The sequence below is a fragment of the Stenotrophomonas sp. YAU14D1_LEIMI4_1 genome (genome assembly GCF_003086815.1).
Classification (GTDB): Bacteria; Pseudomonadota; Gammaproteobacteria; order Xanthomonadales; family Xanthomonadaceae; genus Stenotrophomonas.
Genome location: NZ_CP025997.1, coordinates 1279273 through 1293263 on the forward strand (window position 1 = coordinate 1279273; position 13991 = coordinate 1293263).

The following is a 13991-nucleotide window of genomic DNA, read 5'->3' on the forward strand; positions in this document are numbered from 1 at the left end:
GGCGCCCCCAAACGGGGTGCCCTGCGCGCGGTGCGACAACGTGTCGCAGCGATATCCGGCCGATTCCTGCGCTGGATCATTGTCAATGCCTTTCTTAAATGATGCGTGACGGCCTAAAATTGAAAGGCTGACTCGACCCCACCTCACTGCCTGTCTCAACCACAGGCGGGACCGGCTTTTGCCGGAGCGGGCAGGACGGGGAACGGCATTCCCTCGCAATTGGATCGACCGATGATTCCGTTGAAAACCCTTGGGCGCTGGTTGCGCCCGGGCCTGCTGCTCGCACTGCTGGTGATGCTCACCGGCTGCGATGCCGTGGCCATCCTCAGTCCGAAGGGCCAGATTGGCCAGGACGAGAAGACCCTGCTGATCACGGCTGTCGTGCTCATGCTGCTGGTCGTCGTCCCGGTCATCGTCATGACCCTGACCTTCGCGTGGAAGTACCGCGCTTCCAACACCAAGGCCCGTTACGAGCCGAAGTGGTCGCATTCCACGGCGATCGAGGTGGTGGTGTGGTCGATCCCCTGCATGATCGTGCTGGTGCTGGCGGTCCTGACCTGGCGTTCGTCGCACGCACTGGACCCGTACAAGCCGCTGGAATCGGACGTCAAGCCGGTCACCATCGAGGCGATCTCGCTGGACTGGAAGTGGCTGTTCATCTATCCGGAAGAGAAGGTTGCGGTCGTCAACGAGATCAAGTTCCCGGTGAACACCCCGCTGAACTTCAAGATCACGTCGGACACGGTGATGAATGCGTTCTTCATTCCGCACCTGGGCAGCATGATCTATTCGATGGCGGCGATGGAAACCAAGCTGCACCTGATCGCCAACGAAACCGGTGAATTCCCGGGCATGTCCTCGCACTACAGCGGCGCGGGCTTCGCCAAGATGCACTTCACCGCCTATTCGGTGACCGATGCCGAGTACCGCCAGTGGCTGGACCAGGTGCGTGCCGGCACGCAGACCCTGGACAAGACCAGCTTCAAGGCCCTGGGTGATGCGAAGAATTCCGAGTGGTACCCGGTCACCTACTTCGGCAAGACCGAAGAAGGCCTGTTCGACTGGGTCATTGCCAAGCACATGGGCGACAACCAGCACTACGGCATGAAGCATTCGCATGCCGGTGCGGCCGCCGCCGATGCTGCCAGCCATGAAGCGCACGAGGGGCACACCCCCAGTGACGCGCATGATTCCAAGGAATCGGGTGAAAACCTGGATGCCACCGAACACGAACACGCAGGCCATGCCGGCCACGCGGGTTCGGGAGAATGAACATGTTGGGAAAACTCTCTCTTGAGTCGATCCCCCACGATCCGATCGTCCTGACGACGTTGGTCGGTGCAGTGCTGGGTGGTCTGGGCGTGATGGCCCTGATCACCAAGTTCAAGCTGTGGGGTTACCTGTGGAAGGAGTGGTTCACCTCGGTGGACCACAAGAAGATCGGCGTGATGTACCTGATCGTCGCCTTCGTCATGCTGCTGCGCGGCTTCTCCGACGCCATCATGATGCGTACCCAGCAGGCGCTGGCAGTGGGCGGTTCGGAAGGCTACCTGCCGCCGCACCACTACGATCAGATCTTCACCGCCCACGGCGTGATCATGATCTTCTTCGTGGCCATGCCGCTGATCACCGGCCTGATGAACCTGGCCGTGCCGCTGCAGATCGGTGCGCGCGACGTCGCGTTCCCGTTCGTGAACTCGCTCAGCTTCTGGCTGTTCGTGGCCGGTGCGGTGCTGATCATGCTGTCGCTGTGGATCGGTGAATTCGCCGCCACCGGCTGGCTGGCGTTCCCGCCATTGTCGGGCATCGAATACAGTCCAAGCGTCGGCATGGACTACTACATCTGGGGTCTACAGGTCGCAGGCCTGGGTACCACGCTGAGCGGTATCAACTTCTTCATTACCATCCTGAAGATGCGTACCCCCAGCATGAAGCTGATGCAGATGCCGGTGTTCACCTGGACGGCGCTGGTCACCAACGTGCTGATCGTCGCCGCCTTCCCGGTGCTGACCATCACCCTGGTGTTGCTGACCCTGGACCGTTACCTGGGTACGCACTTCTTCACCAATGATGGTGGCGGCAACGCCATGCTGTACATCAACCTGATCTGGATCTGGGGCCACCCGGAAGTCTATATCCTGGTGCTGCCGGCCTTCGGCGTGTTCTCCGAAGTGATCGCGACCTTCTCGCGCAAGGCGCTGTTCGGCTACAAGGGCATGGTCTACGCCACCGCCTGCATCGGCGTGCTGTCGTTCATCGTGTGGCTGCACCACTTCTTCACCATGGGTTCGGGTGCCAACGTCAATGCCTTCTTCGGCATCACGACGATGATCATCTCCATCCCCACCGGCGTGAAGATCTTCAACTGGCTGTTCACCATGTTCCGCGGTCGCGTGCAGTTCACCACGCCCGTGCTGTGGACCATCGGCTTCATGGTCACCTTCACCATCGGCGGCATGACCGGCGTGATGCTGGCGATCCCGGCCATCGACTTCGTGCTGCACAACAGCCTGTTCCTGATCGCCCACTTCCACAACGTCATCATCGGCGGCGTGGTGTTCGGCATGTTCGCCGGTATCACCTACTGGTGGCCGAAGATGTTCGGCTTCCGCCTGAACGAGTTCTGGGGCAAGTGCGCCTTCTGGTGCTGGTTCATCGGCTTCTATGTGACCTTCATGCCGATGTACGTGCTGGGCTTCATGGGCATGACCCGTCGCCTGCAGAGCACCGTGAACCCAGCCTACGAGCCGCTGCTGCTGGTGGCTGCCGCAGGTGCCTTCATCGTGGGTGCCGGCATCCTGTGCCAGATCATCCAGGTGGCCGTGTCGATCCGCGACCGCAAGAAGACCGCCGACCTGACCGGCGACCCGTGGGATGCCCGTACGCTGGAGTGGGAAACCTCTTCGCCGCCGGCCTTCTACAACTTCGGCAGCCTGCCGGAAGTCACCGAGCTGGACGATTTCTGGGAGCGCAAGCAGCGTGGTGAAGCCTGGCCGAAGCCGGCCAAGTACACCGACATCCACATGCCGCGCAACACCGGCACCGGTGTGGTGATCGGCGCCTTCAGCCTGGTGTTTGGCTTTGCGATGATCTGGCACATCTGGTGGCTGGCCATCGTCGGCTTCGTCGGCATGATCGCCACGTTCATCTACCGCACCTTCGACCAGGACGTGGACTACTGGGTCCCGGCCGCCGAGGTGGAACGCATCGAGAACGAACACCGCAAGCACCTGGAAGCCCAGGGCCTGGTGAAGTCGGAGCTGAAGGCATGAGCACCAATACCTCGACCCTGAGCCACGGGCACGCCGCGCACGCGGCGGCCCATGGCCATGACGACCACGAGCACCACGACACCGGCGGCAATACCGTCTTCGGTTTCTGGGTGTACCTGATGAGCGACTGCCTCATCTTCGCCTCGCTGTTTGCCACCTACGTGGTGCTGGTGGGCGGAAATGACGGCGGCCCGACCCCGAAGGATCTGTTCGAGCTGCCGTTCGTGGCGTGGGAAACCGCGCTGCTGCTGACCTCGTCGCTGACCTTCGGCCTGGGCATGATTGCCATGCACCGCAAGCAGGTGGGCCAGATGTACCTGTGGCTGGCCATCACCTGGCTGCTGGGCTTCGGCTTCATGTGCATGGAAGTGTGGGAGTTCAACCACCTGATCCACCAGGGCTACGGCCCTGACCGCAGTGCCTTCCTGTCGGCGTTCTTCGCCCTGGTCGGTACCCACGGTCTGCACGTGAGCGCCGGCCTGCTGTGGCTGGCGGTGATGTTCGTGCAGCTGAAGAAGTACGGCCTGACCCCGACCAACAAGACCCGCATGGCGTGCCTGAGCCTGTTCTGGCACTTCCTGGACCTGATCTGGATCGGCGTGTTCTCCGTCGTCTACCTCAATGGAGCGCTGTAATGGCACATGACAACCATGCACACGACCACGGCACCGGTGGCGAAAGCCACGGCAGCGTGAAGTCGTACCTGATCGGCTTCGTGCTGGCGGTGGTGCTGACCGTCATCCCGTTCTGGGTGGTGATGTCGGGCGACTTCTCGCGCACCGTAAGCGGTGTGGTGATCGCGGTTTCCGCGGTGCTGCAGATGCTGGTGCACCTGGTGTTCTTCCTGCACCTGGACCGTTCTTCGGAAAGCCGCTGGAACGTCAACGCTGCTGCTTTCACCGTGGTGGTGATCGGCATCATCGTGGCCGGTACCCTGTGGGTCATGCACAACATGAACGTGCACATGATGCACTGACGTCTTCGCGACGTTGCCACAGACGAAAAGGCCGCCCTTCGGGGCGGCCTTTTTCTTTGGTGGGTTGGGGCGGGGTCAGAGCCCTTGCCTGCGGCAAGGGATCCGACTCCGGGCCAGTAGATCCACGCCATCCGTGGATGGCGGCGCGCGCAATGCAGATGGGGTCAGAGCCCTTGCCTGCGGCAAGGGATCCGACCCCGCCGGCCGCGCCGCGATGTGTCTGGGGTCAGAGCCCTTGCCTGCGGCAAGGGATCCGACCCAGCCGGCCCCACCGCCCTGTGTCTGGGGTCAGATCCCTTGCCGCAGGCAAGGGCTCTGACCCCATGCGCGGTTCAACCCACCTTGCGCAGGAACTCGTCGGCGGCCATCGGCCTGCCCAGATGGTACCCCTGCAGCTGGTCGCAGCCCAGTCCGCTCAGGTAATCCTGCTGTTCCTTGGTCTCCACGCCCTCGGCCACCACCTGCAGCTGCAGCGAACGGCCCAGCGCCACGATCGACGACACGATGGCCGCGTCTTCGGCGTTCTGTTCCAGCTCGCGTACGAACGCGCGATCAATCTTCAGCTCGGTGGCCGGCATGCGCTTCAGGTACAACAGGCTGGAATAGCCGGTGCCGAAATCATCAATGGCGATATGCACGCCCATCGCGGTCAGGTCGTTCAGGATCACCAGGCTGGCTTCCACGTCCTTCATCGCCGTGGTTTCGGTGATTTCCAGCGTCAGCCGCTCCGGCGCAATGCCATGCCGCCGCAGCGCAGCGCGGACGCTGTCCAGCAGCGCCGGCGAGGAGAACTGCAGCGGCGACAGATTCACCGCCATGGTCCATTCGTGCTGGCCGGCATCGTGCCAGGCGCGCAGCTGCGCGCAGGCCTGGTCCAGCACCCAGTCGCCGATTGGCAGGATCAATCCACTGCGCTCGGCAATGGGAATGAACACGTCCGGGCTGAGCATGCCCAGTTCCGGGTGCTGCCAGCGCAGCAGCGCTTCGGCGCCCACCGCCGGGGTGCCGGCGGCCACGAACTTGGGCTGGTAATGCAGCAGCAGTTCGCCGCGTTCGGTGGCGCGGCGCAGGTCCTGCAGCAGGCGCAGCTGGCGGTTCGCGCTCACCTGCATGGACGGGGTAAAGAAGGTATATCCGTTCCGGCCGCCTTCCTTGGTGTGGTACATCGCCGCGTCGGCATGGGCCATCAGCTCGCGTTCGCTGGTGGCATCGTCCGGGTACAGCGCAATGCCCAGGCTGGCGCTGACCTGCAGTTCGGCCGCATCGATCAGGAACGGTTCGGCCACGGCGGCAATGATGCGCTCGGCCACCACCACCGCGTCGTCGGGCTCTTCGATGGCCAGCACGATCACGAACTCATCGCCGCCCAAGCGGGCGAAGGTGTCCTGCGGACGTAGCAGGGCGCTGACGCGCTGGCTCATCTTCACCAGCAGGCGGTCGCCCAGTTGATGCCCGTAGGCATCGTTCACCGCCTTGAAGCCGTCCAGATCGCAGAAGATGACCGCCAGCGCATGGCCGCGGCGGCGCGCTTTTTCGATCGACTGCTCGATGCGGTCCTGCAGCAGCATGCGGTTGGGCAGCTGGGTAAGCGGGTCATGCAGGGCGGCCTGCAGCAGCTTGTCGTTGGCCTTTTCCAGCGATTCGGCCAGCAGGCCGGTGCGCACGCGCATCTGCCGGTCGAACAGCGAGGCCACCAGCGCAATGCCGATCACGCCCAGGGTGGTGACGATCACCAGCACTGCCAGCCAGTGCGATTCAATGCCGCCGTCGATCACCGCGCCGCAGATGCTGCCGGCCGGGAAGCTGGCAGCGGCCATGCCGGTGTAGTGCATGCCGACGATGGCCAGGCCCATCACCGCCGATGCGGCAATGCGCAGCGGCAGGGTGCGCTGGTCTTCGCGGCGCAGGCGGAAGGCGATCCACAGCGCGGCGGTGCAGGCGCCGATGGCCACGGCGATGGACAGCGTGAACCACAGCGGGTCGTAGTCGATGCCCGGCTGCATGCGCATGGCGCCCATGCCCAGGTAATGCATGGTGGCCACGCCCAGGCCCATCAGCGTGCCACCGGCCAGCAGGCGCCGGCGCGGCAGTTCCGGGCGCGAGACCAGCCACAGCGCATAGGCCGACGCGGCAATGGACACTGCCAGCGAGTACAGGGTAATGCCCAGGTCGAAGCCGATCGGGATCGGCAGCTTGAAGGCCAGCATGCCGATGAAGTGCATGGACCAGATGCCCAGGCCCATGGCCGACGCACCGCCGATCAGCCACCAGCGGGCGACTCTGCCCTGTGCGGTGGCCAGGCGGCCGGCCATGTCCAGGGCGGTGTACGAAGCGAGAATGGCCACCAACAGCGAGAAAGCAACCAGGCTCTGGCTGTAAGTGCCAGTCATTGCGGGTCCTTCAGGAGAAAGCGGGGAGGGCAGGCATGAAGCCGCGAACTATAGCGGCGGCAGGGGGCTGAACCTTAGCAGTTGAAAAATGTGATGTTCATCTCGTATTTGAAGATGTGTAGGCGGGGTGCCCGGGGCCGGCTGTCGCAGCGCCTGCGACCGCGCTCGGCTATCCTCCTTCACCGTTCACCACGCAGGATTTCCGATGGCCAAGGCCCGCACCGCTTACGTCTGCAACGAATGCGGCGCCGATTCCAGCAAATGGCAGGGGCAGTGCCCGGAATGCGGGGCGTGGAACTCGATGTCGGAAATCGTGCTGGAAAGCGCCGCAGCGGCGAAGGCCCCCGCAGCCCGTCGCAATGGCTGGGTGGGCAAGATCGATCCGCCGAAGATCACCGCGCTGAAGGACGTGCAGCAGACTGAGCACCGCCGGGTCAGCACTGGCATTGGCGAATTCGACCGCGTGCTGGGCGGTGGCCTGGTGGAGGGCGCCGTGGTGCTGGTCGGTGGCGACCCGGGCATCGGCAAGTCGACCCTGCTGCTGCAGGCGGTGGCGAAGATGGCCGCCGAACTGCCGGTGCTGTACGTGACCGGTGAAGAATCGCTGGCGCAGGTGGCCGGCCGCGCGCACCGGCTGGAGCTGCCGCTGGATGGCGTGAATGCCTTGGCCGAGACCGGTGTCGAGTCGATCATGCAGCACGCCAGCAAGGCCGGCCCGCGCCTGATCGTGGCCGATTCGGTGCAGACCCTGTGGACCGAAACCCTGACCGCCGCACCGGGGTCGGTCAGCCAGGTGCGCGAAAGCGCGGCACGGCTGGTGCGCTTTGCCAAGGAAACCGGCACCGCCGTGTTCCTGGTCGGCCACGTAACCAAGGAAGGTGGCATTGCCGGCCCGCGCGTGCTGGAACACATGGTCGATGCGGTGCTGTACTTCGAAGGCGAGAGCGGCAGTCGCTTCCGCCTGCTGCGTGCCTTCAAGAACCGCTTCGGCGCGGTGAACGAGCTGGGCGTGTTCGCCATGGGCGACAAGGGCCTGAAGGAAGTGTCCAACCCGTCGGCCATCTTCCTGTCTGGCAGCAGCGCGCACCAGCCGGGCAGCTGCGTGATGGTCACCCGCGAGGGCACCCGCCCGCTGCTGGTGGAAGTGCAGGCGCTGGTGGATGCCTCGCCGCTGTCCAACCCGCGCCGCGTGGCCGTGGGCCTGGAGCAGAACCGCCTGGCCATGTTGCTGGCGGTGCTGCACCGCCATGGCGGGGTGCTGGTGGGCGACCAGGACGTGTTCGTGAACGTTGTCGGTGGCATTCGTGTGCAGGAGACCGCCGCCGACCTGCCGGTGCTGCTGGCGGTGCTGTCGTCGCTGCAGGACCGGCCGCTGGCGGAAAAGACCATTGCCTTCGGCGAAGTGGGGCTGTCCGGTGAGATCCGCCCGGTGCCCAACGGCGAAGACCGCCTGCGCGAAGCAGCCACCCATGGTTTCAAGCGCGCCATCGTGCCCAAGGCCAACGCGCCGAAGGGCGGCAGCGTGAAGGGCATGGAAGTGATCGCGGTGGAGCGGCTGTCCGAGGCGATTGACACCGCGTGACATCCGTGCGGCAGAGCCGAGCCCATGCTCGGCTGCCTTTTGTAGAGTCTAGCTTGCTCGACTGCTTTTTGTAGAGTCGAGCCATGCTCGACTGCTTTCCGCGTCGAGGCAAGAGCAGTCGAGCAAGCTCGACTCTACCGGGGCTGGGGCGCAGTCGAGCAAGCTCGACTCTACCGGGGCTGGGGCGCAGTCGAGCAAGCTCGACTCTACCGGGGCTGGGGCGCAGTCGAGCAAGCTCGACTCTACCGGGGCTGGCCCGCCGCCGGGGTGCGGAATCCAACGCCCGGCACAGCAACGGTCAGCATGCCTGTGCTAGTTTCCCCGGCTCGACGATGGCGCCCCGCGGCGCCTTGTGTGGCAAGGAGTAACCGATTACATGCAGGACCCGACGCTGACCACCCCCGCCGCCGAAATCCGCCGGGCCGGGGTCGATCTCAATGGATTGATGACGGTGCTGGGCAAGCACCTGTATTCCACCCCGATGGTGGCGCTGCGCGAGCTGGTGCAGAACGCGCACGATTCCATCATCCGCCGCCGCATTGAACAGAGCGGTGGCGATCTGCCCTCGCGCATCGATGTGCAGGTCGATGCCGCCGCCGGCGTGCTGCGCATCATCGATACCGGCGCCGGCCTGACCCGCCAGGAAATCCACGATTACCTGGCCACGGTGGGCGTGGGCTACACCCGCGGCCTGCGCCAGGGCGGCGATGACCAGGACGGCCTGATCGGCATGTTCGGCCTGGGCTTCCTGTCGGCCTTCGTGCTGGCGCGGCGGGTGAGCGTGCGCACCACCTCATACCAGACGCCGGAACTGGGCCACCTGTATGTGTCCAGCAACGCCGAGCAGTACACCGTGAGCGAAGTGCCAGCGCGCGCGGTCGGCACCGAAGTGGAGCTGGAACTGCACCCGGACTTCCTGCCGCTGGCCAACGAGGCGCGGCTGTACGAAGTGCTGGGCCGCTACTGCGCGCTGCTGTCCGAACCGATCTTCATTGGCGCGGCCACCGAAGCGCTGAACCCCGAGCCGCCGCCGTGGCGCGCGCAGGGCGATGTGGCGCTGCACCCGGTGCAGGCGCGGCGCCAGGCGCTGCAGTTCGCCGCACGCTTCGAGCACGACTTCGAGCCCATCGTGACCGTGCCGTTGCGTGCCGATGCGGAAAGTGACGCCACTGGCCTGCTGTGGGTGCAGGATGGCGCCACCTACGGCACCAGCGACAACCGCAACCTGTCGGTGTTCGTGCGCGGTATGCTGCTGGACGACGATGCGCGCGACCTGCTGCCGCCGTGGGCCGGCTTCATCGGCGGGGTGATCGAATCGTCGCGGTTGACCCCCACCGCCAGCCGCGAAGACCTGCAGCGCGACGACCAGTACCGCGCCGTGCAGCACGCACTGCTGGAAGCGCTGATTGATGGCCTGGCCGACGTGGCGCGGCAGCAGCCGGAAGCCTGGCGCCGCGTGCTCAGCCGCCACAACGAGGCCCTGCTGGGCGCGGCACTGTGCGACGACCGTCTGTTTGACCTGCTGCTGGAACACGTGCGCGTGCCAACCTCGCAGGGCGACCTGCCGGCCAGCGCGCTGCCGGCGCGTGGCGCCGTGCACGTGATCCTGGACAACGGCGGCGGCTTCGAGGAAATGCTGTTCCGTGCCATGGGCGTGCCGGTGGCGCATGGGCACCGCTATGCGGTGGTGCCGTTCCTGCGCCGCTGGACCCAGGCCAAGGGCCTGCGCCTGGTGGAGCTGGGTACCGAACAGGGCAACCGCGCGTTGTTCCGCAGCGACGACAGCCTGGACGAGGCGCAGTTGGCCTGGCTGCGCGAGCACCTGGGCGATGGCGAACAGCTGCTGCCGGCGCGCTTCAGCCCCGAAGCGCTGCCGGTGGTGGTGGTGCCCGACCGCGAGGCGGAGCTGAAACAGCGCCTGGAAGACGATGAGAACGACAAGCGTGTGTCGATGGCCGCGCTGCGCCTGGCGCGCCAGTTCACCGCGCGCATCGAAGCGCGTGCGCCGTCGCGGTTGTACGTGAACCTGGACAACCCGGCGGTGCAGGCGCTGCTGCAGGCGCAGCGCGCCGGCCATGCGCAGGCCCCTGCCGCAGCACGCCTGCTGCGTTCGCTGAAGATCATCGTGTCCGCGCAGGGGCGGCCGCTGGCGCGCGATGCCGGCGCAGCCACGCCCGATCTGAACGCCGCCTTCGCCGATATTGCCGGTGCCCTGCAGCAGATGCTGCGCTGAGCACCGCTCACTTTCTCATCCAGCCTTCGCTAGACAGGAGACTTGCACATCATGGAAATCTGGAACTGGGTTGAAAAACTGCAGGAAGACCTGCGCCAGGCCGGGCAGGCGCAGAACGCGCACCTGCTGACCCGCCTGGCCGACGAGGTGAGCGAACTGCAGGTGGACCGCGTGGATGCGCTGCTGCCCGAGGCGCGTGCACTGGGCAAGGCGCTGGACAACCCGTGGGTGGATGTCTACGTGGGCCACTGGGCGCTGCGCAACCGCGTGGGCAACCGCGTGGAAGGCGAGAGCGCGCTGGGCGAAGCGGTGGCGCTGTTCGAACGCGCCCACCGTGCCGACACCCTGGACTGCCCGCAGTCGATCTGCGTGACCCAGGATCTGGCCGCCTGCTACGGCAACATCGACGGCCCGGGCTGGGTGCCCGAGCGCATTGAAGTGTGCGATGAGACCCTGGCCCGCATCGATCCCAGCTGGGCGTGCTTCCAGTGCCTGAGCTGCGAAAAGGCCGATGCGCTGCTGGACGATGGCCGCGGCCAGGACGCGCTGGATTACCTGCAGGCGCAGGCCGATGCGATCAAGGCGCGCGGCAAGGAAGTGTTCGACAGCTTCCCGGAAATGCAGATCAAGGTGCTGCTGGCCACCGGCCGTGCCGACGAAGCGCTGGTGCTGATCGAACAGCGCGAGGCCGAAGTGGCCGCCGCCGGCGAGTACGAACCGGCGAACTGCACCGTGCCGCGCCGCCTGTCGCGTGCCTGGGCGCTGGCCCAGCTGGGCCGCGACGAAGAAGCGTTGCAGCAGCTGGTGCCGTGGAGCGAGCTGACCCCCAATACCTGGCGCATGTGGGCCAACACGGTGGCGATCCTGTGCCAGCGTGATCCGGCGCGCAACACCTGGGATCTGGGTACGCGCTTCAACACCATCATTGAACACTTCGCCCGCGTGGGCGCGCACCGGCTGGTGATTGAAATGGCCGCGCTGAGCCTGGAGCTGGCGCTGCAGCGTGGCGCGCGCTGGGTCGCGCAGCGGCAGCTGCGGCTGGCCCGCACGCACCTGGCACAGCTGCGCCAGGACCGCGGTGCCGCCGAACAGGTGGCCGCGCTGGCCGCGCGCATCGATGCACTGCCCGAGGCCGCGCCGCTGCCGGTGGCCGCCGCCGAACTGCTGCCGTGGCTGGAAGCGCAGGGCCAGCAGAACCAGTCGCGCGACCCCGAGCGCGAGGCGCAGTGGCTGCTGCAGGGCCATGCGCAGTGCCCCGACGATGAAGGGCTGGCCGAAGTGGCCGCCTCGGCGCTGTACGCCTGCGGTGCGCAGGACGAAGCGCGCGCGCTGCTGTGGCAGTTCGTGCGCGCGCATGTGCAGGAAGACGGCCCGGCCGCCTACACGCTGATGCGCTGGCTGGCCGAGCAGGGCGATGACGAGGGCCTGCGCCAGCTGGCCGATGTATACCGCAGCAGCGTGCCGGTGTTCGCGCACTGGTGCGATGTGCAGCGGGCGCGCCGGGTGTCCGACTGGCCGGCGCTGGAACAGGCGGCCACGCAGCTGCTGGCGCTGTCACCGGGTTCGCACGGTGCGCGTGGCACGTTGGCCCGCATGTACATGGAAACCGGCCGCTTCAGCGAGGCGCAGGCCTGCTACGCGCAGCTGGTGGAGCTGCAGGAGGACCCCAACGCCGCGCATTGGGACCACATGAGCGCCGCCAGCGCCGCGCGCGACTGGGATGCCGTGCGCCGTTCGGCCGCGGCCATCGGCATGGAACTGTCCAGCCAGGACGGCGTGGTGGAAGAGCCGTGGGGCTGGGTGATCATCCGCAGCGAAGAGCAGGGTGAGCCGATGGAGTACTACGCGCGCCGTACCGGCCCGGTAACCGCGCGTATCGTGGAAAACGCACCGGCCAACCGTGCCCAGCAGGTGGGCGACTGGGTGGTGTTCGATGCCGCGCTGGTGCACCCGGCGCCGGAAGAGGAAGAAGCGCGCCAGCACTTCATTCCCACCTATGCGCAGGTGCACGTGCTGGAGCGCGGCGGCTTCGCGCGCAGCTGGCTGATTGATGGCGCACACCCCGGCGAAGCGGCATGGGATGCACTGGTGGAAGCGGCGCAGGCGCAGGGCTGGCAGATCTGGGGGCACAGCCGTGCCGACTACACCGTGACCGACCCCGATGTGGAAGAGGGCACGCTGCCGGGGCTGCTGTTCACCGTGGCCCAGCCGCAGGACCACGCGCCGCTGGCGCTGCATCGGTTCCTGCAGCAGCACACCACCAAGTGGCAGCACCCGCAGTGCTGGCTGCGCCTGGCCGAAGCCTGCGACCAGGACCGGCAGCCGCACCTGGACGTGATCGAGCGGTACGGGTTGTAAGCCCGCCGCGCCGCGTACCGGTTGGGTGCGCGGCGCCGCAGGTAGATCCACGCCATGCGTGGATGCGGCCCCGGTGGGTGCGGACCAACGGTCCCCGGTGGGTGCCGACCGTTGGTCGGCACGCCTTTATCGCGGTTGCGGTACCGGTAGGCGCCGACCGTTGGTCGGCACGCTTTATCGCGGTTGCGGTACCGGTAGGTGCCGACCGTTGGTCGGTACGCCTTTATCGCGGTTGCGGTACCGGTAGGTGCCGACCGTTGGTCGGCACGCTTTATCGCGTATGCCCGAACACCAGTTCAATGGCGAACTGGCTGCCGAAGAACGCCAGCAGCAGCAACAGCATCGCGCTCAGCGTCCAGTGCACGGCCTTCACCCCGCGCCAGCCGTAGCGGCGGCGGCCGACCAGCAGCACGCCGAACACGATCCACGACAGCACGCTGAGCACGGTCTTGTGCACCAGCTTCTGCGCCAGCAGGTCGTCCACGAACAGCACGCCGGTCACCAGGGTCAGCGTCAGCAGCGCGAACCCCACGGTGATGACCCGGAACAGCAGCGATTCCAGATCGGCCAGCGGCGGCAGGGCGCGCAGCCACGGGCGGAACTCGCGGCGGCGCAGGGCGCGTTCCTGCAGCCACAGCATGATGGCCAGCAGCGCGGCGATGCTCAGCGTGGCGTAGGCCAGCAGGGCCAGCCAGGCGTGGCTGGCCAGACGCCAGCCCAGCACCTTGCTGGGGGCGTGGCCGTAGCCGTGGTACACCGCCAGCAGCAGCGCGGCCAGCGGGAACACCACCACGCCCAGCGCCGACATGCGCCCGCGTGCGCCCACCAGCGAAGTCAGCCAGGCCATGCCCAGGCCGACCAGCGACAGCGCCGCGAAGAAATGCATGTCCGGCCCGCCGCTGGTGCGCAGCGCCACCAGCACGTGGTAGCCGCCGTGCAGCAGCATGGCCGGCAGCGCCGGCCACAGCCAGGTGGGCGAGCCCATTGCCTCGTCGCGGCCGAGCGCGCGCACCAGCAGGACGCTGGCGGCCAGGTACAGCAGGATCGCGATGAGAACGATTGTCATCGTGGCAGTTTCGCATACCCCCGGGAAGCTGGCGACGGCCGCAGCGTCGCAGCCCGGGAACCGGGGCGGACCCGCTATACTGTCTGCCTTATTGTCCTCCGCTTTCAGACAGGT

General features: G+C 66.5%; 9 protein-coding genes. 7 read left to right on the forward strand and 2 right to left on the reverse strand.

Annotated features, from left to right (window positions below; translation table 11 throughout):
- The first annotated feature begins 231 nt into the window (after positions 1 to 231).
- Genes cyoA through cyoD form a run of 4 tightly spaced genes read left to right on the forward strand, consistent with a single transcriptional unit; the run spans position 232 to position 4248 of the window.
- Positions 232 to 1272, forward strand: coding sequence for a ubiquinol oxidase subunit II (cyoA, locus tag C1932_RS05960; protein ID WP_108752504.1), 1041 nt, complete (start codon positions 232 to 234; stop codon positions 1270 to 1272).
- Positions 1273 to 1274: 2 nt separating this feature from the next.
- Complete coding sequence (gene cyoB, locus C1932_RS05965; protein WP_108761531.1) at positions 1275 to 3272, forward strand: cytochrome o ubiquinol oxidase subunit I; 1998 nt, start codon at positions 1275 to 1277, stop codon at positions 3270 to 3272.
- On the forward strand, positions 3269 to 3907 hold the full coding sequence (cyoC, locus tag C1932_RS05970; protein ID WP_108748965.1) for a cytochrome o ubiquinol oxidase subunit III: 639 nt from the start codon (positions 3269 to 3271) through the stop codon (positions 3905 to 3907). Before cyoB ends, cyoC begins: the two co-directional genes overlap by 4 nt.
- Complete coding sequence (cyoD, locus tag C1932_RS05975; RefSeq protein WP_108748966.1) at positions 3907 to 4248, forward strand: cytochrome o ubiquinol oxidase subunit IV; 342 nt, start codon at positions 3907 to 3909, stop codon at positions 4246 to 4248. The genes cyoC and cyoD overlap by 1 nt, the downstream gene beginning before the upstream one ends.
- A gap of 332 nt (positions 4249 to 4580) precedes the next feature.
- Here cyoD and C1932_RS05980 read toward each other — a convergent pair whose 3' ends face one another.
- Entirely contained in the window at positions 4581 to 6638 is a 2058-nt protein-coding gene (locus tag C1932_RS05980) for an EAL domain-containing protein (protein ID WP_108761532.1), read from the reverse strand.
- Between the two features lie 205 nt (positions 6639 to 6843).
- On the opposite strand from C1932_RS05980, the gene radA reads away from it, so the two are divergent.
- The 3 genes from radA to C1932_RS05995 all read left to right on the forward strand — a co-directional run bounded on the left by radA (position 6844) and on the right by C1932_RS05995 (position 12811).
- Positions 6844 to 8220: a DNA repair protein RadA gene (gene radA, locus C1932_RS05985; protein ID WP_108761533.1), complete on the forward strand. Its 1377-nt coding sequence runs from the start codon at positions 6844 to 6846 to the stop codon at positions 8218 to 8220.
- 376 nt (positions 8221 to 8596) lie between these two features.
- Positions 8597 to 10453, forward strand: coding sequence for an ATP-binding protein (locus tag C1932_RS05990; protein WP_108761534.1), 1857 nt, complete (start codon positions 8597 to 8599; stop codon positions 10451 to 10453).
- 51 nt (positions 10454 to 10504) lie between these two features.
- Positions 10505 to 12811 (forward strand): tetratricopeptide repeat protein, encoded by a 2307-nt coding sequence (locus C1932_RS05995; protein WP_108763361.1) that lies wholly within the window; start codon positions 10505 to 10507, stop codon positions 12809 to 12811.
- 271 nt (positions 12812 to 13082) lie between these two features.
- On the opposite strand, the gene ccsA is transcribed toward C1932_RS05995, so the two are convergent.
- Positions 13083 to 13877: a cytochrome c biogenesis protein CcsA gene (ccsA, locus tag C1932_RS06000; protein WP_108748971.1), complete on the reverse strand. Its 795-nt coding sequence runs from the start codon at positions 13875 to 13877 to the stop codon at positions 13083 to 13085.
- Between the last annotated feature and the right edge of the window lie 114 nt (positions 13878 to 13991).